Origin of the sequence: Vibrio sp. 10N.247.311.51, assembly GCF_041467855.1 — a bacterium.
GTDB lineage: Bacteria > Pseudomonadota > Gammaproteobacteria > Enterobacterales > Vibrionaceae > Vibrio > Vibrio coralliirubri.
Map to the genome: position 1 here is coordinate 97,126 of NZ_JBFSVK010000010.1, position 22,997 is coordinate 120,122.

Consider the following 22,997-nt stretch of genomic DNA (forward strand, 5'->3'; position numbering starts at 1 on the left):
CAAACTAGTGGTTTATATAGGTGGGAGTTAGATATCACCGACTTATTAGCAAGTTTTCGTTGTAAGTAAATACTCAAAAATAGCCAATATGTGTAAGTATCCTACAATTTTGTCTAGGCGAATTGCAATGAAAGTTGACCCATGTAGACCATTTTTTTCGTTTTATTTTGAATTTAATGCCTAACAAATGTGCAACATTAGGCAAATAGAGCCGATTTTTTGCATGTTTATTGATATTTGTTAGGTTGCTTGCAAAAAGCCTTGAGTAAACTAATTGGTCGAATTTTGCAGGGATGTAATTTTTTTTCAAAAAAAGACTGATATTCATTCTTATTTACTTGAGTGCTTTGAAAATATGCAATTACACGAGTTGGTCAATACTATCGGCCAAGACCTTCAACGCCGTTATGGCGAGAAGGTTCACAAGCTGACGCTTCATGGTGGTTTCAGCTGCCCAAACCGAGACGGGACAATTGGCCGTGGAGGTTGCACGTTTTGTAACGTGGCTTCCTTTGCTGATGAACAAACTCAAATTCAAAGTATTGCTGATCAGCTAAAAGATCGTGCGGGTGAGATTGCTCGTGCCAAGAAGTATCTGGCTTACTTTCAGGCGTACACCAGCACTTATGCTGAGGTGCAAGTGCTCAAGAATATGTATGAAGAGGCGCTAAAAGCACCCGGTGCAGAGATCGTCGGCCTTTGTGTTGGCACGCGACCAGACTGTGTGCCTGATGCGGTGTTGGATCTGTTAGCGGACTACGTTAAACAAGGCTATGAGATTTGGCTCGAGCTTGGCCTGCAAACCGCCAATGATAAAACCCTCAAGCGAATTAACCGCGGCCACGATTTTGCAGTGTATGAAACGATCACCCAACGCGCACGCGCTTTAGGTATCAAGGTGTGTACTCATCTGATTGTTGGCCTACCAAAAGAAACCAAAGCGGATAACCTTGAAACCTTAGACAAGGTATTAGCCGTTGGCACCGATGGTATTAAGCTGCACGGCCTTCATATAGTAGAGGGCAGTACCATGGCTAAGGCGTGGAAGGCAGGAAAGCTAGAAGCACCAAGCCTTGAAGAGTACATTGATATCGCGAGTGAGATCATTCAACGCACGCCTGCGGACGTGGTTTATCACCGTGTTTCTTCAGCGGCGAGACGCCCAACATTACTCTCTCCTTTATGGTGTGAGAACCGCTGGTTAGCGATGACTGAAATAGGTCGTTCGCTCGATAAAACCGGTGCTCAAGGCATCAAAACTGACTCCGCATTCGAGTACACGTTGCCTGTTTTAAACGCAGCCAATTAATAGAAATGGGTGACTGTAGGTAACAGCAGATAAAACCAACAAATAGTGGTAACATTTCCCTCACAGATTTTATGGTATAGATTGAGAGTAAATGGAACTGGTAATGACTTGGTTGTGGGACAGGGCGTATGGCTACGGTATTTATATCGTTGTTGTATTGCTGATTGCTCTCATCTGCTGGCATCTCTATTCTCGTTATCAGTCGCATATCGAAACGCTTCTACTTGCTACCCCGTCGCCCCTCTACTTTGTTGATGTTCGAAGTGGCGAAATACTCTATGCCAATCGCCAAGCCATGCAGTTGCTTGGTATCCGCCAAATCGGTGTTAATTTTCGCTTTCCTACTGTGGAAAGTGAGAACAGCTTTCGTCACTACTTAACCAATCACATTAACTCTCGAGCCTTCGAGCAGGTCTCCCTGTGGGCGCTTTCTGAATTTGAGTCGTTCAAGATCAACCTAGTCGGTCGTAAGATCCATTTTAGAAATAAGCAGGCTTGGATGATTCACGCCTCACCTTATAAAAACACCAACGAAGAACTGTCCCAAGAAGTTCGAGAACTGAATGTTGCTCGTACCGCGTTGGATTCTTTGTCTGAGCTGATCTACGTGAAAGATCAAAAGGGTGAGTTGGTCGCGAGCAATCGTTCGTTTAAAAAGTTTTGGCACGGTCGCCCAGAAGAGGGCACCTTGAGTGTTTCTGGTGGCGCATTGAAAGGCCGTGTTAGTGAGCGTTCGTGGACAACCGATCAGGACGGCAAAGGGTGTTTGCTTGAAACCTATCAAAGTGTGCTGCTTTCCCAAGATGGAGAAACCATAGGCACGCTCTCTATTAGTCATGATGTGACCGATTGGCATGACATGCAGCAGAAACTGCGTGGCGAAATGGAGAAGCGTAAAGATACCGAAGTGGCACTTGCGCAACGTGACACTATCTTGCAAAACATCTTGGAAGCGAGCCCAGACTCGATTGGTATCTTTAACGAAAACATGGTTTATCAAGCGTGTAATAAGCCGTTTGTGGCGGCGCTTGGTATCTCTGAGGTCAGTGACCTAGTAGGTAAGCGCCTGCAAGATGTCGTGCCTAATAGTATGTATATGCGTATCTCAGACACTGATCATCAAGTGCTTCATCATGGTAAATCGTTACGCTATATCGATAAGGTCGTTTCCAGTGATGGCGAATACACTTGGTATGATGTTGTGAAATCACCGTTTAGAGATCCAGCATCCAGTACTAATGGTGTGTTGATCATGGCGCGTGATATCACCGAGCGTTACCTTGCAGAGCAGAAGCTTGAAGAAGCCAACCTTGAGCTTGAACGTCTCAGCTTTATGGACAGCCTGACCCAGGTTTCTAACCGACGTCGTTTCGACGAACAGCTCTCTACACTGTGGCATTATCATGTGCGTGAGAAGTTGCCACTGACGATCATGCTGTGTGATATCGACTTCTTTAAAGGCTACAACGACTTTTACGGACACCAACAAGGCGATGATGCTTTGATTCAGGTTTCACAGGCATTTAAGCAGGTGTTGAATCGTTCATCTGATTGTGTGGCTCGTTATGGTGGTGAAGAGTTCGGCTTTATTCTGCCAAATACGACAACCGAAGGTGCTCAGCTGGTGGCACAGCGTATCCATGATGAAGTCCTTAAATTAGAGTTGGATCATGAGAAGTCGACGGTCTCTGAATTCATCACGGTGAGTATTGGTATTATCTCTTACATTCCTACACCTGATGATGAAATGGAATCGGCTGTTGCCTTGGCTGATAGTGCGCTGTATCAAGCGAAATCAGACGGTCGCAACCGTTCAATGGTGCATCCATACTCAATTCGCTAACGCTATAAAATTGGCAATTTGATTATCCCCGGCTATTTTTGCTTGGTTAGTATTTGTATTGGTTAATTAACCTTCGAAATTACCGCTGAACACTTGCTGCGTGTGATGTAGCTAGCTTACCTCCTATCTTCAAACAGGGTAGAATGTTGCTAGTCTTATCGCATGGAGCGCTAAATGAAACCCATGAAAAATCTTGCCCAGTATTACGTGGATCTACTCGTAAAACTGGGGATTGTCCGCTTTTCTATCTTACTCGCCCTAGCGCTTGTTGCCCTCGCTGTTGTTGTGCAAGTCGGTATCACCCTCGCACTCAAAGGGAATGTTGATGACATCGACATTGTCCGTTCAGTTTTCTTTGGTTTAGTGATTACGCCTTGGGCGGTTTATTTTCTGTCAGTGGTCGTGGACCAGTTGGAAGAATCACGTCAAAGGTTAGCGAAATTGGTCTCTAAACTTGGCGACATGCGTGAGCGAGACCAAGAACTCAACAATAAAATGCAGCTCAATATCGAGAAGCTTAATCAAGAAATTGAAGAGCGTGAAAAAGCGGAAGAAGCGCGCGCAGAAGCAATGCAAGATCTCGAAAACGAGGTGTTCCAGCGCGAGCGTACTCAGCTTGAACTCGCAGAACGTACCGCACTGTTACGCTCGTTTATCGATGCCTCGCCTGACCTTATTTACTACCGTAATGAAGATGGTGTGTTCTCTGGTTGTAACCGTGCGGTTGAAGAGCTCACTGGCAAAACAGAAAAAGAGCTAGTTGGTTTAACGCCTTGGGATGTCTACAGCAAAGAGGTCGCTCAGCAAGTTGTTGAAACCGATAAGAAAGTATTTGCTGACAACCAAGCTCTAACTTATGACCAATGGCTTGAATACCCTGACGGACGTAAGAGTTACTTCGAACTGCGTAAAGTCCCTTTCTACAGCAAAGATGGCCGTCACTTGGGTTTGGTTGGTTTTGGCCGCGATATCACTGAGCGCAAAGAGCATCAAGAGTCACTAGAAAAAGCCAGCCGTGATAAGACCACCTTTATCTCTACCATTAGCCACGAGTTAAGAACGCCGCTCAACGGTATCATTGGCTTGAGCCGCATGCTGCTTGATAGCCAACTGACCACCGAGCAGCGTAAACAGATGCAAACCATCAAGGTGAGCGCGGTGACACTGGGTAATATCTTTAACGATATTATCGACATGGATAAGTTCGACCGTCGTAAGCTTGAGCTATTCCCAACGCCTATCAACTTTGAAGATTTCGTTGTCGAGATCGAAAGTATCTCAGCATTGATGGCCGAGCAGAAAGGGTTAAGGTTCGATCTAGAAAGATTGTCTGATCTTCCTGCTGCTGTTGAAGTGGATGGTACTCGTCTTAGACAGGTACTGTGGAACCTTGTCAGTAACGCGATGAAGTTCACCAAAGATGGTGGAGTGGTGATGACAGTCAGCGCTGACATTGATGGTGACTTTGCCAACATTACGATGGAAGTGGAAGATACCGGCATTGGTATCCCTGAAAGTGAAATCGAGAAGATCTTCGCGATGTACTATCAGGTGAAATCGGGCACGGACAACTTGCACGCTGTCGGCACCGGAATTGGTCTTGCTGTCTCTCAACAGCTGATCAATATGATGGATGGCCACATTGAAGTCACCAGTGAAGAGGGCTTTGGTAGTACCTTTACAGTTTCGATTCGAGTTCCAGTGAATCACGATACTCAGGCACTGATCAAAACGCCAAGAAAGCAGTCGAATCTTAAGATCTTTATGGTCGAAGACATTGAACTCAATATCACAGTAGCTCGCTCTCTACTTGAAAGCCTTGGCCATGAAGTGACAGTCGTGATGACGGGTAAAGAGGCGCAAATTGCTTTCAACCCTGAAGACTATGATTTAGTGCTACTGGATATCCAACTGCCAGACATGACGGGTTTCGATATTGCTCAATACTACCGCGAGAAATACAGCCAGCTACCGCCTTTGGTGGCATTAACTGCGAACGTGCTAAACAACAAGCAAGAGTACTTCCAGAAAGGCATGGACGAAGCGATCAGTAAACCTTTGTCGGTTCGAGCTATCCAAGATGTCATCAGTGAACTTATCGAAGATGCACCAGAGGTAATTGAGAAGGTAGCGGGCACGGATAAGGTTGAGAGCATTGATAAAGTCGATGCGAGTAAGTCTGTTCTTTCAGCAATTGATACCACTTTGCTTGATATTGATATGCTAGAGTCTTATGTTGATATTGTTGGACCGAAACCGGTTTTGGATAGCATCGCGATGTTCGAAGATATGATGCCGGAGTATATGGAAATATTGAACTCCAACATGGTCGCGAAAGATAAAGCCAGTATCGTTTCTGAAGCACATAAGATTAAAGGTGCAGCAGGTTCTATTGGCCTGAAACGCATCCAACAAGTTGCTCAGAAAGCTCAATCTCCAGATTTGCCTGCGTGGTGGGAGAACATTTCAGATTGGGTTGATGAGATAAATAACGAATACCAGAATGACATTGAAGTCTTAAAGAGTTGGTTAAACCAAAGGTAGAAGAATAATGAAAAAATTAGCATTCGCCGCATGTGTAGTGGCATTAGCAGGTTGTTCTGCGCCACAAGTAGAATGGCAGCAAGATAATCAAGTCGAAGTATCTGCAGCAACAGTCACAATGAAAAGTAACCTTTGGCACAACAAGATGCCAACGATTGGCGAGACTCAAGATAAGACCCTACATGGTGCTATCTACCTAGAGTCAGACTCACAACTGCCAGCAACGCTTGCGGTTGAAAGTGTTACGGTTAAACAGGGTGCAGACACCTTGTTGGTAACGGCTGACGATCTTGATTTAAGAACACACAGTGAAACTCAATGGGAAGTCGCGTTTGTATGGCAGCTAGAGATCGACAGCGACAAGCCTGTTGATGTAGCGGTTGAACTTAAAGATGGCGAAACCGTGAAGTGGCTAGTAGAGAAAGACGTTAAGGTGGATACGGTTTACTAAAACCTTATTTAATTAAGAACAATAAAAAAGGGAGAATGCGCTGGCATTCTCCCTTTTTAATAACTATTGATGACGCTTCTAATATTCAAAACACTTACTGGTGAGCAGTGCTAAATGGTCAGAAGCGCGAATCGAATTAGTCTTCTAGGTCACCACAAAAGCGGTAGCCTTCACCGTGAATCGTTGCGATGATTTCTGGCGTACCAGAAACAGATTCAAAGTGCTTACGAATACGACGGATTGTTACGTCTACAGTACGATCGTGTGGCTTAAGCTCACGGCCAGTCATCTTCTTAAGAAGGTCAGCACGTGTTTGGATCTTACCTGGGTTCTCACAGAAGTGAAGTAGAGCACGGAACTCTGAGCGAGGTAGCTTGTAGCCTTCGCCATCTGGGCTAACCAGAGAACGACTGTTGATATCTAGTACCCAACCGTTGAACTCGTACTTCTCAACGCTACGCTTTTCTTCTTGAACAGAGCTTGTGCTCATGGAACGGTTCAGAAGGTTGCGTGCACGGATAGTCAGTTCACGAGGGTTGAAAGGCTTAGTGATGTAGTCATCAGCGCCGATCTCTAGGCCAAGGATCTTATCAACTTCATTATCACGACCAGTTAAGAACATAAGCGCTACGTTTGCTTGCTCACGTAATTCACGCGCAAGTAGTAGGCCATTCTTACCTGGAAGGTTGATGTCCATAATTACAAGGTTAACTTGGTTGTCAGATAGCACTTGGTGCATCTCTTCACCGTCGCTAGCCTCAAAAACAGCATATCCCTCTGCTTCAAAAATACTCTTTAGAGTGTTACGAGTTACTTGCTCATCTTCAACGATAAGAATCTGCGGGGTTTGCATTTGGCGGTACCTAAATTTGTGACGAAACTGTGCTAATAGAATAAATTCTAGGCAAAAACATAACATACAGGTAATGTATTTTTGATGATAACTTAAAGTTTTCAAAAAAACACTTACTTCCAGCTATCTGCCTTCCTTGAAGTATTGCCCAATAACGTAGATCCAGTACGCCTTTCAATCATTCTTTTAGTGATTGGAGTGGATTCTATAATGTTAACAGCATGCTAACAACGCGAGAATGTTAATTCCATTCACTTTGTTGATTTACATCAATTGCCGTATCGCAACAAACTTTAATAGTATGGCTACAACTTAACCAATGTTATGGTGACTATTTAGCACCAAAACAAGAATGATTATTCGAGATGCTTCGCACATCTTGCCTGCTAAAGAGCGGATTATGAACCAAGGAAGCTGAAAGCTGTCTTAAGAGTCTAGTAGATAAATATGCTCAATCAACTTTTATTGAGTAATAAATTGAGCATAGAACAATGAAAACAAAGGATTAATTTTAATAACATATAAAAGCATAGAGGCTAGCCTGACATAACCGGTAACGCCTTACTCACGGAGGATATATGCACGATATAACACCCGACTTGTGTGATGAGTTTGAAAGCGAAGTCACCCTACTGAACATGCCATTGCAGAACTTCGGCCAACGTGGTGCGTTCTTTGGAAAAATTGTAACAGTTCGTTGTTATCACGATAATTCCAAGGTTCGTGAGGTTTTAGAGACCGACGGCTGTGGCAAAGTGCTTGTCGTTGACGGAAATGGCTCATGCCAGAAGGCGCTGCTTGGCGATCAACTCGCTATTCTCGCGATAGAAAACGGTTGGGAAGGCGTGATTGTAAACGGTGCGGTGCGTGATGTTGGCATGATGTCGCAAATGGACCTTGGCGTTCAGGCGTTAGGTGCATCGCCATTCAAAACAGAGAAACGCGGTGTCGGCCAAGTGAATGTGACACTCTCTATACATAATCAACTGATTCAGCCTGGTGACTATATTTATGCCGATTGGAATGGTGTGTTAATTTCATCTGAGTTGTTAATTGAATCGTAACTGACTCCAATTTAATGCCGTTGATAGATTAGAACGGGGAATGGTTTGTGATGTACTGAAAGCTTGGATCTCAATCCGCACTAATCAGTTAATAAAGAACAAGCTAAAGAGACTAAAAGCGAAACCCTAATCCCACTTCAACACCTTGCTGCCACTCTTCATAATCAAGGGTGGCATGCAAATCTAGGTTATCTGTTAGTTGCACTCGGCTTGAAACCTCTGCGGCTACCGATTTCTCATTGTCTTCGGTCTCGTCTTTATAGGTGTGCAGAGAACTGTTGAAAGAGACTCTTTCTGAAAACTGATAACTGACACCGCTTAAGAATCCACTTTCCTGTTTCAATGCCGCACTATTGATACGTGTACCGACGTAAAGATCCACATCTGAAAACAAGCTATAAGAGTAGCCACTGTCTATCTTCCAAGTATCGAAGCTTTCACTCGACGCGTTTTGTGTGGAGATAAAAAATTTATGAGAAGAACTATCGATCTGGCTGGGTAGTAGAGGCAAGCTATTCGCTGAACAAACAACAGGCATAGCAAAAGCCAAAAGAATAAGTAATCTCTTCATTTCCCACTCCTGATGTCATTATTATTGTTCTTCGAACGTTATCGTTCAATTAAAGCACAGAACTTGTACGTTCGCTGCACAATCGATATAGCATTTTGTTATGACTATATATGCAATTGATCACTCTTGCCTGTTCAATGAGTAAATCCAGTATCTTAAGTGAAGGTTTATACAGGGTGTTTTATCCCTTAAATGACGGTTTGCTCTGAAAAACGGTGCGAATGTAAAAAAAACGCAACTTTTCATTGACGTCCAGTGGTAAAAATTGATACACGTAGAGTAAAGCACAAGCAGAGAATTTGATATGCAGCACGTAAGCCACCTAGTAATGACCACAACCATTATTATTACCGACATTAACATTGTTGGGGCAGGCTGCTAAGTAACGGATTTTAAAAAAAAGGCCTGTATCCAACAAGATACAGGCCTTTTTTTGTACCATTTTTATGACTTATGGAGAAAGGGATGCGCGTTTTAAAGTTTGGAGGTTCATCATTAGCTGATGCAGATCGTTTTTTACGAGCGGCTGATATCATCGCTAATAATGCCCAGCAAGAAGAGCTAGCCGTTGTACTATCGGCTCCAGGAAAAACAACCAATAAGTTGGTCGCTGTAATTGAAGCTGCACTTAAAAATGGTGAAGCAGACGCACAGATTACAGAGATCGAATCCTCATTCGCTGCACTGTTTGCAGATATTCAAGCCGTTGTTCCTTCTATTGATGGTTCTGCGTTCCAAGAGCAGGTTGATACTTCTCTTGCTCAGCTAAAACAGTTCGTAAACGGCATTAACCTACTGGGTATGTGCCCGAATCATGTTAATGCTCGCATCATCAGTAAAGGTGAGCGAATCTCAATCCAGTTGATGAAAGCGGTACTTGAAGCGAAAGGCCAACCAGCAAGCCTGATTGACCCAGTTCAATACCTATACGCTAAAGGTGATCACCTTGAAGCTATGGTCGATGTGGACGTTTCAACTCAGAACTTCCGTCAATCGCCACTGCCTAAAGGTCACGTAAATATCATGCCGGGCTTTACAGCTGGTAACGATAAAGGCGAGTTAGTCACACTTGGTCGTAACGGCTCTGATTATTCAGCTGCAGTTCTAGCGGCGTGTCTACGTGCTGATTGCTGTGAGATCTGGACAGATGTAGACGGCGTTTACAACTGTGACCCGCGTTTAGTCGATGATGCTCGTCTTCTTAAGTCATTAAGCTACCAAGAAGCGATGGAGCTTTCTTACTTTGGCGCTTCGGTTCTACACCCGAAAACTATCGCGCCTATCGCACAATTCCATATTCCTTGTCTGATCAAAAACAGCTTTAACCCACAGGGTGCAGGTACTTTGATTGGCCAAGACACTGGCGAAGATAACCTAGCAATCAAAGGTATTACGACGCTAAGCGACCTAACCATGGTTAACGTATCAGGCCCAGGTATGAAGGGCATGGTAGGTATGGCGAGTCGTGTATTCGGCGCGATGTCTTCTGCTGGCGTTTCTATTGTCCTTATTACTCAATCTTCTTCTGAGTACAGCATCAGCTTCTGTATTGAATCGGCTGATAAGGTGAAAGCGAAACAAGTGTTGTCAGACGCGTTTGAACTTGAACTTAAAGATGGCTTATTAGAGCCGGTTGAGTTCATGGATGACGTTGCGATTGTAACGCTGGTGGGTGACGGTATGCGCACTTCACGTGGCGTGGCATCTCAGTTCTTCTCTTCTTTAGCTGAAGTGAACGTCAACATTGTTGCTATCGCGCAAGGTTCTTCAGAGCGCGCTATCTCAGCGGTTATCCCTGAAGATAAAATTTCTGAAGCCATCAAAGCGTGTCACGAGAACCTATTCAACTCTAAGCACTTCCTAGATGTATTCGTTGTTGGTGTCGGCGGTGTTGGTGGCGAGCTTGTTGACCAGATCCAACGTCAGCAAGGCAAACTGGCTGAAAAAGGCATCGTGATTCGCGTATGTGGTTTAGCAAACAGTAAAGGTTTGTTGCTAGACAGCGATGGTTTACCGCTAGAGCAGTGGCGTGACCGTATGTCGAGTGCGACTGAAGAGTTCAGCCTAGCTCGCTTAGCGGCTTTGGTTCAACGTAACCACATCATCAACCCAGTATTGGTTGACTGTACGTCTAGCGAAGGTATTGCGGCGCAGTACGCTGATTTCCTAGCGGCTGGTTTCCACGTGGTAACACCAAACAAGAAAGCAAACACAGCAAGCATGGCTTACTACCATCAGCTTCGTGAAGTTGCACGTAACTCACGTCGTAAGCTGATGTACGAAACAACCGTAGGTGCTGGCCTACCGGTAATCGAAAACCTACAGAACCTCATCTCTGCAGGTGATGAACTTGAGAAGTTCAACGGCATTCTTTCAGGTTCACTGTCTTACATCTTCGGCAAGCTTGATGAAGGTATGACACTAAGCCAAGCAACCAATATTGCAAAAGATAACGGTTTCACTGAACCGGATCCTCGTGATGATCTATCTGGTATGGATGTGGCGCGTAAGCTGCTTATTCTTGCTCGTGAAGCAGGTATGGCGCTTGAACTTGAAGATGTTGAAGTAGACCAAGCTCTGCCACCGGGTTTTGATGATTCAGGTACGGTTGAAGAGTTCATGGCTCGCCTACCAGAAGCAGATGCTTACTTCAAAGAGCAGTCAGCTATCGCAGCAGAAGAAGGCAAAGTACTTCGTTATGTGGGTGAAATTGCTGAAGGTAAGTGTAAGGTTCGTATCGCTGCTGTTGATGGCGACGACCCAATGTTCAAGATTAAAGATGGCGAGAACGCATTAGCATTCTACAGCCGTTACTACCAACCAATCCCTCTAGTACTGCGTGGCTACGGCGCGGGTACTGAAGTAACAGCAGCTGGCGTATTCTCTGATGTGATGCGTACTCTTGGTTGGAAATTAGGAGTTTAGGAATGAGTTCAAGTGATATGGATGTTGTCGTTTATGCTCCTGCATCAATCGGTAATGTCAGTGTAGGGTTTGATGTGCTGGGGGCCGCTGTGTCTCCAGTGGATGGCACACTGCTGGGTGACCGAGTTATGGTTAAAGCCGGTGATGAACCATTCTCACTTAAAACTGCAGGCAGCTTTGTTTCTAAGCTGCCAACTGAAGCAAAAGAAAACATCGTTTACGACTGTTGGGTGGTGTTCTCTAGAGAGCTTGATAAAAAAGGCGTTACGCTAAAGCCTTTGGAAATGACGCTAGAAAAGAACATGCCTATCGGTTCAGGTTTGGGCTCTAGTGCATGTTCAATCGTCGCGGCACTAGATGCGCTAAACCGTTTTCACGGTCAGCCGCTGAATGAAACTGAACTGCTTGCTCTGATGGGTGAAATGGAAGGCAAGATTTCAGGCGGTATCCACTACGATAACGTTGCGCCATGTTACCTTGGTGGTGTGCAGCTCATGCTTGAAGAGCTAGGCATCATTAGCCAAGAAGTGCCGTGTTTTGACGACTGGTACTGGGTGATGGCTTATCCGGGTATTAAGGTTTCAACGGCGGAAGCGAGAGAGATCCTACCATCTCAATATCGTCGTCAGGATATCATTGCTCATGGTCGTCACTTAGCGGGCTTTATCCACGCGTGTCATTCAGGTCAACCTGAACTGGCTGCGAAGATGATCAAAGACGTGATCGCTGAACCATATCGTGAGAAACTGCTTCCAGGGTTTGCTGATGCTCGTAAATACGCGCTGTCAGCTGGGGCACTGGCTACTGGTATTTCTGGTAGTGGTCCAACTCTATTTAGCATTTGCAAAGAACAAGATGTCGCCGAGCGTGTTGCACGCTGGTTAGAACAAAATTACGTACAAAATGAAGAAGGATTCGTTCACGTTTGTCGCCTAGATAAGCAGGGTTCGATCGTTACAGGAAGTGAGTTATGAAACTGTACAACATCAAAGAAAATGATGAACAAGTCTCTTTTGGCCAAGCCGTTCGTCAAGGCTTAGGCCGTAATCAAGGTCTATTTTTCCCATCTGAACTGCCAAAGTTTGATGATATCGATGCGCTGCTAGCAGAGGACTTTGTCCCTCGTAGCTCAAAGATTCTGTCAGCATTGATTGGTGATGAATTACCAAAAGAACAGATCGACCAAATGGTGGATGCAGCGTTCCAATTCCCTGCACCAATCAACCAAGTAAAAGACGGCGTTTACGCGCTTGAGCTTTTCCACGGTCCAACACTGGCATTTAAAGATTTCGGTGGCCGCTTTATGGCTCAATCTTTAGCTGCTGTTTCTGATGGTGGCCAAATCACTATCTTAACGGCAACATCAGGTGATACCGGTGCGGCGGTTGCGCATGCTTTCTACGGCATGGAAGACATCAATGTTGTGATTCTTTACCCGAAAGGCAAGATCAGCCCACTGCAAGAGAAGCTGTTCTGTACGCTTGGTAAGAACATCCACACTGTGGCGATTGATGGCGACTTTGACGCGTGTCAGGCTCTAGTTAAAGACTCATTTGATGACGCTGAACTGCGTAAAGAGATTGGCTTGAACTCAGCAAACTCTATCAACATCAGCCGTTTAATGGCTCAGATCTGTTACTACTTTGAGGCAGCTTCTCAGCTGACTAAAGAGCAACGTGAAAACCTCGTTATCTCTGTACCAAGTGGTAACTTTGGTAACCTAACGGCTGGTCTATTGGCTAAAGCGCTAGGTCTACCTGTTAAGCGTTTCATCGCAGCAACCAATGAAAATGACACGGTTCCTCGTTACCTAGAAACAGGCCAATGGGATCCAAAACCGACCGTTGCGACAACATCGAACGCGATGGACGTAAGCCAACCAAACAACTGGCCTCGTATCGAAGAGCTTTGCCAACTGAAAGGTTGGGGCTTAGATACACTAGGCAAAGGTAAAGTGTCTGACGAGCAGAGCGCTGAGTCAGTTCGCGACCTTAAAGAACAAGGTTACCTATGTGAACCACATGGTGCGATTGCTTACCGTCTACTAGAAGAGCAACTGCAAGAGAACGAAACTGGCTTGTTCCTGTGTACAGCACACCCAGCGAAATTCAAAGAAGTGGTTGATGACATCCTAGGTTCTGATATCGAACTGCCTGGCCCGCTGGCAAAACACGCGGCGATGGAGTTGTTGTCTGAAGATCTTGATAACGATTTTGAAGCGCTAAAAGCAGTGCTTCGTCGAGTTCAACCTGCGTAATTTTTCAAAACGTAAAGTGTAGAACTTAGAGCGATAAGAAAAGGTGAATGAGCAATCATTCACCTTTTTTATTGTCTGAGTGTTTTTAAAGTAAGCTTTATTTAAGGGTTTTCTTACGCTTAAATGGCTTTAAGTAAGTGTATTGCTTTAACCCGATCAAAACGGAAAGGGATAGTATGAATTTTTTGATTTTTCTTGGCTCTGTACGTGAGAGCACACCACCAAGACCTGCTCGATTAGGGATGAGAGTCAGCAAGGCTTGTGAAAAACTGCTTGCGAATCAGCACTCAGAGCATACGGTTGAGATTATCGACCCATTGAATTATGACTATGGCGATGTGTTTAAGCCTGAGTTTTCGTATCATCGTTCAAAAGTACCTGCACATTTAGCGGAGTTAGCCGACAAGATCGCTAAAGCTGATGGCTATGTGATGGTTAGCCCGGAATACAATCATTCGATGAGCCCAGCGCTAGCTAATATTCTCAATCACTTTGGTAGCTCGCTATTTTCATATAAACCGAGTGCGATTGTGACTTATTCTGCTGGTCAGTGGGGCGGGGCAAGAGCATCCGTTTCAATGAGAACCTTCTTGTCAGAGCTCGGTTGCTTGCCTGTTTCTGCGATGATTCACTTGCCGAGAGCGCAAGAAGTGTTTGATGAAGAGGGCGGCGTTGTTCAAGAGTCTGAGCAAGCACAATGGGATGAATACATGAATCGAACATTCCATCAGTTGATGTGGTGGGCACAAGGTGCTGCGTTGCAAAGAGACAATGTTGATCCTACGGCTCTGGCGAAAGCCTTTACTAAAGATCCTTCTCAACGAAACGCGCCATAACCAAATTTGATTGGTGACAGTGCTGTTTGGTTTTAAGGGAACGGGTTCGAGTTGGAACAATAAGCGATAAGAAGTTGGTAGGACAAAAACTAAAAAAGCTTGGCCATTTCTGACCAAGCTTTTTAAATCTTTAACACTCTAGTTTACTGAGATTATAGAGACTCAGTGAACGTACGTGCGATAACGTCACGTTGCTGTTCAGTTGTTAGAGAGTTGAAACGTACAGCGTAACCCGATACACGGATCGTTAGCTGTGGGTAGTTCTCTGGGTGAGCAACTGCGTCTTCTAGCGTTTCACGCTTAAGAACGTTAACGTTTAGGTGTTGGCCACCTTCGATGCGTGGTGCTGCTTCGATTGCAACTTCACGGCTTTCGTACTCGCCTAGGTCTGCAGCTGAGATAACTTGGTCAGCTTCGAAACCTGCAGTAGCAACAACACAACGAGCTTCATTCTTCTCGCTATCTAGTAGCCAGATTGAGTTTAGTAGGTCATCGTTTGCTGCTTTAGTAATTTGAATACCTTGGATCATAACTATCTCCTAGTCCACTGAATGTGGTTTGATTATGGTGTTAACTTTCGATTTTTATTGAGCTGGGTAATATATACCTAATATTAGTAAGGTTAACATTGATTTAAGTCAAAAAACAACCAAAAACCATATTTTTACAAAGGTGATTATATTGAGGTAAATCAATAAAACCTTTGAAAATAAAGTAATTACAAAATATTTTAAAGTATAAAAAATATTTAACAGTCATATTTGTTGTAAGTTTACTACATTTGTTGTGTTTTTATTGAACTACAACCGATACGACCCTTTATTTATTAAGCATTCTGAAAGTGTAAAGTGATTTAATGACAAACAATAATTCATCCTCAAAACCGGAAACAAATATTAAGTTTATTGGCGCTCATGTGTCGGCTGCTGGTGGTGTTGATCAGGCGCCTATGCGTGCACGTGAAATTGGCGCCAATGCGTTTGCACTGTTTACCAAGAACCAGAGACAGTGGGCGGCAAAACCGCTAGAAGCGAAAACCATTAGTGCCTTTAAAGCCAATTGCAAAATGTTGGGCTTCGGTGCTGAGCACATTCTTCCTCATGACTCCTACCTGATTAACCTAGGAGCACCAGAAGAAGAGAAGCTAGAGAAATCACGCGCGGCTTTTATTGATGAAATGGAGCGTTGTAATCAACTTGGATTAACGCTTTTGAATTTTCACCCTGGCAGTCATTTGAAGAAAATCTCAGAAAGCGAATGTTTGGCGAAGATCGCTGAATCGATCAACCTAGCTCATCAAGCGGTACCTGACGTAATCGCAGTGATCGAGAATACGTCTGGGCAGGGCACTAACCTTGGTTGGAAGTTTGAACATCTAGCAGAGATTATCGATCAGGTAGAAGATAAGTCACGTGTTGGTGTGTGCTTAGACACCTGCCATACGTTTACTGCTGGCTATGACTTACGTACAAAAGAGGCGTGTGAGTATACTTTTGCTGAGTTCGACCGCATCGTGGGTATGCACTATCTAAGAGCAATGCACATCAATGATTCAAAAGCTGAGTTCGCGAGCCGAGTCGATCGACACCATTCTTTAGGAAAAGGCGAAATTGGCTGGGATTGTTTTGAGTATATTGCCTCTGATTCTCGCTTTAATGGTATCCCTCTTATCTTGGAAACCATTGATTCGACCATCTGGAAAGAGGAAATTCAACAACTTAGAATGTTTCATCGCTCAGCAACGCTAGCGAACGAAGAAGCGTAATAATAGAGGGGAAAATTTATTTCCGTCTATTTCTAAAAATTGGCACCTTTCTTTCATAGTATTAAAGTGAATATGTAGTTCACGATGTCTTAGAGGAGGTGCCTTTATGTATTCAATCACCCAAACTTCAACTATTGCAGTCGCACGCCGTTTACCTACACCAAACCGTCACGTGCATAACCACGGCCACCATCGTACACAGCAGAAAAGTGGTTAATCGAGATAAACACAACTTGAACTGATTATTATGATTCATCAACAAGTGAACCCTACACATCATGTTTATTGATAGCTGTATGAGGTATAACTAGAGCCTTATTTAGGACAGTTAGCCGATACAGCTATTTTTTTGTCTGGCGAAAGCCGCTAGAAACCTTGATGATTGGGAAGTAAAACGATGAGCGTACCAAAGACTTGGGAATCCATTATTAATGATGAACGTGATAAAGAGTACTTTCAGAGTGTCCTCGCGTTTGTTGAACAGCAACGTGATAGTGGCAAAACCGTCTACCCGCCACAAGAGCAGGTGTTCAGTGCCTTTGATATGACGCCTTTCGAGTCCGTGCGAGTGGTTATCTTAGGGCAAGATCCTTATCACGGTGCTAACCAAGCTCACGGCTTAGCATTCTCAGTGCTTCCTGGTGTGAAAATCCCACCTTCTCTACGCAATATGTACAAAGAGCTTGCACAAGATATAGAGGGCTTTGAGATTCCTAGTCACGGTTATCTCGATTCTTGGGCATCGCAAGGGGTGTTGATGTTGAACACAGTCCTTACCGTAGAAGAGGCAAAAGCACACTCACATGCTAAGTGTGGCTGGGAAACCTTTACCGATGCCATTATTGCTGAGCTCAATCAGCGCTCTGAACCGATCATCTTTTTGTTGTGGGGCGCACACGCCCAGAAGAAAGGCCAAGCGATTGATGAAGGCAAGCATCATGTGTTGGTTGCACCTCACCCATCGCCATTATCGGCACGCCGTGGATTCTTCGGTTGTCAGCACTTCTCTACAACTAACAAGCTGCTTTCTTCTATGGATCAACAACCTATTGACTGGCGTTTACCAACAGAAGTGTAGGTTGGTGGTTTTCTGAGCAGGGTCAAATCATAAATCAGCATATTCGTATACACTTATAAATAGTAGGTGTAATGGAGTGCAATACTATGATGATTGAAAGGATAAGACGAGAGCATGGCTATATGGCTCGTTTACTCGCGATACTCAACAGTAAGTTAGAGTTTCTGAAACAGGAGCGAGAAATAAACTATAGCCTGATCGCAGAGGTGGTTCATTACTTGATGAACCATTCAGACAAAGTGCATCACCCTAAAGAAGACGTCATTTATCGCTACTATCTTAAGCAATATGGCAGCGAGCAAGCGATTGAAGACTTGGAACTAGAGCATCAATTACTTTCTGAGAAAACGGCAGACTTTTTAGGTTTGCTTGATATGATTCTCCAAGATGCGGTGGTTCCTCAACAAGTTTTTATTGAGCAACTTGAAGCGTTTGTTAAGGCTCAGCGAAAACACATGGAATATGAAGAAAAGCATGTGTTACCCATGATTGTTGAGGCGTTCACGATCAAAGATTGGCAAGAAGTGGAGTCTCAATGGCTTCAACCGGAAGATGACCCTGTCTTTGGAGAGACCATCGCCGATCAATATCGCCAACTCGCGGCTCGGGTTCGACAAAATGAACAAGAGTGCGTTTAGCCTGTTTTAATGTTGAAACGCACCTATTTTTAGGTGTCCTCTATATTAGAGGGTTGGTTTCCAAATGGCGCTTTGAGCGGATTAACTACCTCAAAAAATAAAAAAGGCACCTATATAGGTGCCTTTTGCTATCTGATTTCTTATCGTGCTGATTAAAGCTTTATATCGTCAAGGCTAAAATCAAGACCTAGGTTCATCTCTCTCAGCTCTTTCTCAAGCTGCCTACGATCGTTGATGGCTTCGATTTCACGCCACTTACGCTTGAGTGGTTTCGAGCGTGATTTTTGAGTTACACGAGGCATTTCTAGTTCTGATACTTCATCGAATTGAAAGCTATCCATAAGCCATATCTCCTTCCGTGGGACTAGTTCTTACGAACCAATAAATATCATATTTAGGTTCACAATAACTTTGATTTGTTTCTCATTTGTTTCAAATCCATGAAGCTTTTGTTCTATTTTCTTATGCATGCTCACACATTATGAGAATTTTTATGTACAAAAAACAGGCAAACAAACCTAAGTAAACGATTAAATTGGGGGTTATTGAATGTTAATTCATTGTGCGAATGGAATAGCGTTTTGACTACAATGCATTGAAGTGCACATGGTGCCGTGCGGTATAGCGATCTCATTGGCCTAGAAAAAAACGAAGATCTTCACTATACCTTGTAAAACCTAGGCTGACGTCATTTTTATAGGATGATGTTCTTGTTAGGGTTGTGCCGTGGCTGTTGTTGATATTATGTCCCGATAATGTGACTTTTATTGGGCTGCATTGTTGAAAGTTGTGTTAACAAAAGGTGTGTTATTAGTGAAATGTCATTTTAATATAAGTGCATTTGCATATTGATTTTTAGGCCGTCTCGCTGCATTATCCGCCCGTCAAAAAATACACTGATACGTAAAATGGATGCATGAAGCGACATTTACAGTCTCAATCGCCGCAAGAATATAACAAGAGTGCCGACACAACATTGACAGAGGCATAGGCGATTAAGAGGAAGGCTAGGAAGCATGATCGGTGCTTAAACTCAATTACGAGGTTCACGTGACAGACTTAATCAATTTGATGAACGATCTCCTTTGGGGATCTATCTTAGTTTACTTACTGGTTGGTGTGGGTATCTACTTCACTGTACGACTAGGCTTCATTCAATTCCGCCATTTCGGCCACATGTTCTCTGTTCTTAGAAACAGCCGTAAAGCAGACAGTGCTGGTATCTCTTCTTTCCAAGCTCTTTGTACTAGTCTCGCTGCTCGTGTTGGTACGGGTAACATGGCAGGTGTTGCAGTAGCACTAACCGCTGGTGGCCCTGGTGCTATCTTCTGGATGTGGCTAATCGCAATGCTAGGTATGGCAACATCGTTTGCAGAAAGCACACTGGCACAGCTATACAAAACGCGTGATAACGACGGTAACTACCGCGGCGGCCCTGCATACTACATGGAGAAAGGCCTAGGCATGCGTTGGATGGGGGTTCTATTCTCTATCTTCCTAATCATTGCATTTGGTCTTGTATTTAACGCGGTTCAAGCGAACGCGATTGCAAGCGCAATGAACACAGCATTCGACCTTGAGCGTAGCTACGTTGGTGTTGGTATCGTAATCATCTCTGCATTCGTTATCTTCGGTGGTATCCGTAAGATTGCACGTACAGCAGAAATCATCGTTCCAATCATGGCATTGGCTTACCTAGCGATCGCTATGTACGTGATGTTCGCGAACATCGAGAAAGTGCCTGAAGTACTGGCTCTTATCTTCAAGAGTGCATTCGGTCTGCAAGAAGCAGCAGCGGGTGGTCTAGGTTACGCAATCGCACAAGCGATGATTAACGGTATCAAACGTGGTTTGTTCTCGAACGAAGCGGGTATGGGTTCTGCGCCAAACGCAGCAGCTTCTGCTACGCCTTACCCACCGCACCCAGCATCACAAGGTTACGTGCAAATGCTAGGCGTGTTCATGGATACCATTGTTATCTGTTCAGCAACAGTAGCAATCATCCTGATGTCTGGTGAGTATGTACCACACGGTGAAGTAACGGGTATCGAACTAACGCAACGTGCACTAACAGCACAAGTGGGCGAATGGGGCGGCATCTTTGTAGCGGTAGCGATTTTCTTCTTCGCTTTCACTTCAATCATTGCAAACTACTCGTACGCTGAAACGAACCTTATCTTCCTTGAGCACAACAACAAGAAAGGCCTAGTGCTGTTCCGTATCGTTGTTCTGGGTATGGTTATGTTCGGTTCTCTAGCGACATTGCCAACGGTATGGGCACTGGCTGACGTATCGATGGGCCTAATGGCGATTGTTAACTTGGTGGCGATTATCCTGCTATCAGGCATCGTGATTAAGCTAGCGAAAGACTACAACCGCCAACTAGACGCGGGTAAAGTACCAACATTCGATTCGAATGACTTCCCAGAGCTTAAGTCTCAGCTGGAAGACGGTATTTGGGACAACAACAAGAAGTAATCTTGTTGGAGCGATAAACGGCTCATCCTAAAGTGATTAGAAAGGCTAAGGTTTCGACCTTAGCCTTTTTCTTTGCCTGTCATTTGTCTCATTCTGTCTATCGAAGCTCATTCTCCCTATCGAAGTAATAGGAAGAGTCATAAAGACAAGTTGATGTTTTTTCTATACTCTAGCAGCATCCAGTTAGATAACCGATTAGGGTAAAGTTATGTTAGTTGTCGTTTCTCCAGCCAAAACACTTGATTACGAATCACCATTAGCGACGGAACGCTTTAGTCAGCCTGAGTTTGTTGAACACTCCGCTGAGCTGATTGAAGAGTGCCGCAAGCTGACGCCAGTAGATATTTCTGCACTGATGAAAGTCAGCGATAAAATCGCAGGGTTGAACGTAGCGCGCTTTGAGCAGTGGAGCGAGACCTTTACCCAAGACAACGCACGCCAAGCAATCCTAGCCTTTAAGGGCGATGTATACACTGGCCTAGACGCTGAAACGCTATCGGATGAAGATTTTGATTACGCACAAAACCACCTGCGCATGCTTTCTGGGTTATATGGCTTGCTTAAGCCGTTAGATTTGATGCAGCCATACCGCCTAGAGATGGGTACACGCTTAGCCAATGCTCGTGGTACTAACTTGTACCAGTTCTGGGGCAACATCATCACAGACAAGCTGAATGAAGCGCTGAATGCTCAAGGCGACAATGTGTTGATTAACCTAGCATCAAACGAATACTTTAAAGCCGTGAAGCCGAAGAACTTGGATGGCCAAGTGATTACCCCTGTCTTCAAAGACTGCAAGAACGGTCAGTACAAGGTGATCAGTTTCTACGCGAAGAAAGCGCGTGGCATGATGGCTCGCTACATCATCGAGAACAAGATCGACTCGGTTGAGGCGCTGACCCAGTTTGATACGGCGGGCTACTACTTCGTTGAAGAAGAGTCGAACGCGAAAGAGCTTGTCTTTAAGCGCGAAGAGCAAAACTAGTAGTCCTTGGCTAACGAGGAGCTCTCGGTTTTAGCCTGATAACAGACCAGATAGAGAAAAGCCCCATGCAGCGAACTGCATGGGGCTTTTTTATTGAATCGTTAAAGCTGGTAGATTACTTCTTCTTTGCTGCTTTCTTTTTCTTGGCGATTTTTTTCTTCTTGGCGATTTTTTGTTTCTCTACCGCTTTCTTATCTTCTTTCTTCGGCTTCTTCTTCTTAGTCACGGCCGCTTTCTTATGCGTAGGGCGCATGCCTTCGATGAAGCGTTCTTTGATTGGTTCTTCAGTGTAACGAGCCACACGCTCAATCATCAGTTGATCGTGCGCTTCAATGATAGAAACCGCGTTACCTTTTTTGCCAGCACGAGCCGTACGGCCAATGCGGTGTAGGTATACGTCAGCCGTACGTGGCATGTCGTAGTTGATTACGTGGCTTACGTCTGGAAGGTCGATACCACGAGCAGCAACATCAGTCGCTAGCAGTACGTTTACAGAACCGTCACGGAAACGAGCAATCGCGTTGTTACGACGATCTTGAGGCATTTCACCTTGGATCCATGCACATGGGATTTGCGCGCTTTCAAGTTGAGCTCGTAGATCTCCTAGACGATCACGCGTCTTCAAGAACACGATGCTGCGCTCAGCTTGCTCTGTGATAACGTGCTTTAGGATGTTCAGCTTGTGCTCTGCTGTATCTGCACGGTGGTACCACTGAGTGATCTTCTTACGCTCACGAAGTGATGATTTCGCATCGATCTCCGCTGGGTTTTTCAGTAGATCTTCAGTGAAACCTTCAATACCTTTACCTTCTAGCGTTGCTGAGAACAGTAAAGTTTGTTTACGCCAGCGACACTCTGCAGACAGACGGTCAACAACAGGACCAAAACCCATGTCTAGCATGCGGTCGGCTTCATCTAGAACCAGCCATTCAATTGCACGACAGTCAAAACGCTCGCCTTCGATGTATTCCATCAAACGGCCAGGTGTTGCTACTACGATATCTTGAGTCGTACTTAAGATATCTGCGTGCTCTTGGTACATCACACCGCCCGTGATCGTGAAGATGTTTAGGCTGGTGTATTTAGCAAGCTCACGTGCTTGTTCGGTGATCTGCATTGCTAGCTCACGCGTTGGCGTCAGGATAAGCATACGTGCAGGGCCAGATTTCTTACGTGGGAAATCCAGTAGGTATTGCAGTGCTGGCAATACAAATGATGCTGTTTTACCAGTACCTGTTGGCGCAGAAGCCAAAACGTCTCTTCCATCTAACGCTTGTGGGATTGCTTCAGCTTGTATCTGTGTTGGACGTTCGTAGCCCATTTCGTCAATTGCTTTTAGCAGCTCTTGGTTTAGATCGAGTTCTGCAAAGGTTCTGATCACTGTTGTTTCTCCACAAGCA

General features: G+C 44.6%; 19 protein-coding genes, 1 pseudogene and 1 other annotated feature. Of the genes and pseudogenes, 14 read left to right on the forward strand and 6 right to left on the reverse strand.

Translation table 11 applies throughout. The annotated features are described in order from the left end of the window. The first annotated feature begins 355 nt into the window (after positions 1-355). From AB6E85_RS11525 to AB6E85_RS11540, 4 genes are all read left to right on the forward strand, one after another. Entirely contained in the window at positions 356-1,309 is a 954-nt protein-coding gene (locus tag AB6E85_RS11525) for a TIGR01212 family radical SAM protein (RefSeq protein ID WP_333913602.1), read from the forward strand. Positions 1,310-1,400: 91 nt separating this feature from the next. Beyond that, a complete protein-coding gene (locus tag AB6E85_RS11530; protein WP_050622308.1) occupies positions 1,401-3,152 on the forward strand; it encodes a diguanylate cyclase domain-containing protein in 1,752 nt (583 codons plus the stop codon). Between the two features lie 174 nt (positions 3,153-3,326). Further along, a complete protein-coding gene (gene arcB / locus AB6E85_RS11535) occupies positions 3,327-5,696 on the forward strand; it encodes an aerobic respiration two-component sensor histidine kinase ArcB (RefSeq protein ID WP_268671671.1) in 2,370 nt (789 codons plus the stop codon). A 7-nt stretch (positions 5,697-5,703) separates the two neighbouring features. Continuing rightward, entirely contained in the window at positions 5,704-6,147 is a 444-nt protein-coding gene (locus AB6E85_RS11540) for a hypothetical protein (RefSeq protein WP_017062884.1), read from the forward strand. A gap of 136 nt (positions 6,148-6,283) precedes the next feature. Here the strand turns inward: AB6E85_RS11540 and arcA are convergent, their stop codons facing one another. Beyond that, complete coding sequence (gene arcA, locus AB6E85_RS11545; protein ID WP_004741534.1) at positions 6,284-7,000, reverse strand: two-component system response regulator ArcA; 717 nt, start codon at positions 6,998-7,000, stop codon at positions 6,284-6,286. Positions 7,001-7,429: 429 nt separating this feature from the next. Beyond that, positions 7,430-7,531 (reverse strand): annotated as a pseudogene (locus AB6E85_RS11550) (ribonuclease activity regulator protein RraA); the annotation flags it as partial. A gap of 47 nt (positions 7,532-7,578) precedes the next feature. On the opposite strand from AB6E85_RS11550, the gene AB6E85_RS11555 reads away from it, so the two are divergent. Next, a complete protein-coding gene (locus tag AB6E85_RS11555; RefSeq protein WP_017059310.1) occupies positions 7,579-8,064 on the forward strand; it encodes a putative 4-hydroxy-4-methyl-2-oxoglutarate aldolase in 486 nt (161 codons plus the stop codon). Between the two features lie 112 nt (positions 8,065-8,176). Here AB6E85_RS11555 and AB6E85_RS11560 read toward each other — a convergent pair whose 3' ends face one another. Next, positions 8,177-8,635 carry a hypothetical protein gene (locus tag AB6E85_RS11560; RefSeq protein WP_017070076.1) on the reverse strand — a complete coding sequence of 153 codons (459 nt, stop codon included), beginning with the start codon at positions 8,633-8,635 and terminating at the stop codon, positions 8,177-8,179. Between the two features lie 317 nt (positions 8,636-8,952). Beyond that, positions 8,953-9,071 (forward strand) — a sequence feature (Thr leader region). A 29-nt stretch (positions 9,072-9,100) separates the two neighbouring features. On the opposite strand from AB6E85_RS11560, the gene thrA reads away from it, so the two are divergent. From thrA to AB6E85_RS11580, 4 genes are all read left to right on the forward strand, one after another. Further along, entirely contained in the window at positions 9,101-11,560 is a 2,460-nt protein-coding gene (thrA, locus tag AB6E85_RS11565) for a bifunctional aspartate kinase/homoserine dehydrogenase I (protein ID WP_048606761.1), read from the forward strand. A 17-nt stretch (positions 11,561-11,577) separates the two neighbouring features. After that, the gene (thrB, locus tag AB6E85_RS11570) at positions 11,578-12,534 is read left to right on the forward strand and encodes a homoserine kinase (protein ID WP_032545653.1); all 957 of its coding nucleotides are present in this window, start codon (positions 11,578-11,580) and stop codon (positions 12,532-12,534) included. Further along, the gene (gene thrC / locus AB6E85_RS11575) at positions 12,531-13,817 is read left to right on the forward strand and encodes a threonine synthase (RefSeq protein ID WP_372142730.1); all 1,287 of its coding nucleotides are present in this window, start codon (positions 12,531-12,533) and stop codon (positions 13,815-13,817) included. The genes thrB and thrC overlap by 4 nt, the downstream gene beginning before the upstream one ends. A 176-nt stretch (positions 13,818-13,993) precedes the next feature. After that, on the forward strand, positions 13,994-14,653 hold the full coding sequence (locus tag AB6E85_RS11580) for an NADPH-dependent FMN reductase (protein WP_372142731.1): 660 nt from the start codon (positions 13,994-13,996) through the stop codon (positions 14,651-14,653). 152 nt (positions 14,654-14,805) lie between these two features. Here the strand turns inward: AB6E85_RS11580 and grcA are convergent, their stop codons facing one another. Then, positions 14,806-15,183 carry an autonomous glycyl radical cofactor GrcA gene (grcA, locus tag AB6E85_RS11585; RefSeq protein WP_017059315.1) on the reverse strand — a complete coding sequence of 126 codons (378 nt, stop codon included), beginning with the start codon at positions 15,181-15,183 and terminating at the stop codon, positions 14,806-14,808. Between the two features lie 326 nt (positions 15,184-15,509). On the opposite strand from grcA, the gene nfo reads away from it, so the two are divergent. The 3 genes from nfo to AB6E85_RS11600 all read left to right on the forward strand — a co-directional run bounded on the left by nfo (position 15,510) and on the right by AB6E85_RS11600 (position 18,134). After that, positions 15,510-16,418, forward strand: coding sequence for a deoxyribonuclease IV (nfo, locus tag AB6E85_RS11590; RefSeq protein WP_372142733.1), 909 nt, complete (start codon positions 15,510-15,512; stop codon positions 16,416-16,418). Between the two features lie 397 nt (positions 16,419-16,815). Further along, the gene (ung, locus tag AB6E85_RS11595) at positions 16,816-17,496 is read left to right on the forward strand and encodes a uracil-DNA glycosylase (RefSeq protein ID WP_372142734.1); all 681 of its coding nucleotides are present in this window, start codon (positions 16,816-16,818) and stop codon (positions 17,494-17,496) included. Positions 17,497-17,582: 86 nt separating this feature from the next. Then, a complete protein-coding gene (locus tag AB6E85_RS11600) occupies positions 17,583-18,134 on the forward strand; it encodes a hemerythrin domain-containing protein (protein WP_372142735.1) in 552 nt (183 codons plus the stop codon). A 152-nt stretch (positions 18,135-18,286) separates the two neighbouring features. Here AB6E85_RS11600 and AB6E85_RS11605 read toward each other — a convergent pair whose 3' ends face one another. Beyond that, the gene (locus tag AB6E85_RS11605; protein ID WP_017059319.1) at positions 18,287-18,475 is read right to left on the reverse strand and encodes a DUF3545 family protein; all 189 of its coding nucleotides are present in this window, start codon (positions 18,473-18,475) and stop codon (positions 18,287-18,289) included. Between the two features lie 709 nt (positions 18,476-19,184). On the opposite strand from AB6E85_RS11605, the gene AB6E85_RS11610 reads away from it, so the two are divergent. Together AB6E85_RS11610 and yaaA are read left to right on the forward strand one after the other, a co-directional pair. Further along, complete coding sequence (locus tag AB6E85_RS11610) at positions 19,185-20,612, forward strand: sodium:alanine symporter family protein (protein WP_032545312.1); 1,428 nt, start codon at positions 19,185-19,187, stop codon at positions 20,610-20,612. A 208-nt stretch (positions 20,613-20,820) separates the two neighbouring features. Beyond that, a complete protein-coding gene (gene yaaA / locus AB6E85_RS11615; protein WP_048606773.1) occupies positions 20,821-21,597 on the forward strand; it encodes a peroxide stress protein YaaA in 777 nt (258 codons plus the stop codon). A 115-nt stretch (positions 21,598-21,712) separates the two neighbouring features. Here the strand turns inward: yaaA and srmB are convergent, their stop codons facing one another. Beyond that, positions 21,713-22,978: an ATP-dependent RNA helicase SrmB gene (srmB, locus tag AB6E85_RS11620; protein ID WP_050622314.1), complete on the reverse strand. Its 1,266-nt coding sequence runs from the start codon at positions 22,976-22,978 to the stop codon at positions 21,713-21,715. Positions 22,979-22,997: the final 19 nt, after the last annotated feature.

Coding starts and splice junctions, on each gene's coding strand:
- AB6E85_RS11540 (WP_017062884.1), top strand. CDS start 5,704: ATGAAAAAATTAGCATTCGCCGCATGTGTAGTGGCATTAGCAGGTTGT.
- thrC (WP_372142730.1), top strand. CDS start 12,531: ATGAAACTGTACAACATCAAAGAAAATGATGAACAAGTCTCTTTTGGC.
- AB6E85_RS11525 (WP_333913602.1), top strand. CDS start 356: ATGCAATTACACGAGTTGGTCAATACTATCGGCCAAGACCTTCAACGC.
- nfo (WP_372142733.1), top strand. CDS start 15,510: ATGACAAACAATAATTCATCCTCAAAACCGGAAACAAATATTAAGTTT.
- ung (WP_372142734.1), top strand. CDS start 16,816: ATGAGCGTACCAAAGACTTGGGAATCCATTATTAATGATGAACGTGAT.
- AB6E85_RS11555 (WP_017059310.1), top strand. CDS start 7,579: ATGCACGATATAACACCCGACTTGTGTGATGAGTTTGAAAGCGAAGTC.
- thrB (WP_032545653.1), top strand. CDS start 11,578: ATGGATGTTGTCGTTTATGCTCCTGCATCAATCGGTAATGTCAGTGTA.
- AB6E85_RS11600 (WP_372142735.1), top strand. CDS start 17,583: ATGATGATTGAAAGGATAAGACGAGAGCATGGCTATATGGCTCGTTTA.
- AB6E85_RS11580 (WP_372142731.1), top strand. CDS start 13,994: ATGAATTTTTTGATTTTTCTTGGCTCTGTACGTGAGAGCACACCACCA.
- yaaA (WP_048606773.1), top strand. CDS start 20,821: ATGTTAGTTGTCGTTTCTCCAGCCAAAACACTTGATTACGAATCACCA.
- AB6E85_RS11530 (WP_050622308.1), top strand. CDS start 1,401: ATGGAACTGGTAATGACTTGGTTGTGGGACAGGGCGTATGGCTACGGT.
- arcB (WP_268671671.1), top strand. CDS start 3,327: ATGAAACCCATGAAAAATCTTGCCCAGTATTACGTGGATCTACTCGTA.
- AB6E85_RS11560 (WP_017070076.1), bottom strand. CDS start 8,635: ATGAAGAGATTACTTATTCTTTTGGCTTTTGCTATGCCTGTTGTTTGT.
- thrA (WP_048606761.1), top strand. CDS start 9,101: ATGCGCGTTTTAAAGTTTGGAGGTTCATCATTAGCTGATGCAGATCGT.
- arcA (WP_004741534.1), bottom strand. CDS start 7,000: ATGCAAACCCCGCAGATTCTTATCGTTGAAGATGAGCAAGTAACTCGT.
- grcA (WP_017059315.1), bottom strand. CDS start 15,183: ATGATCCAAGGTATTCAAATTACTAAAGCAGCAAACGATGACCTACTA.
- AB6E85_RS11605 (WP_017059319.1), bottom strand. CDS start 18,475: ATGGATAGCTTTCAATTCGATGAAGTATCAGAACTAGAAATGCCTCGT.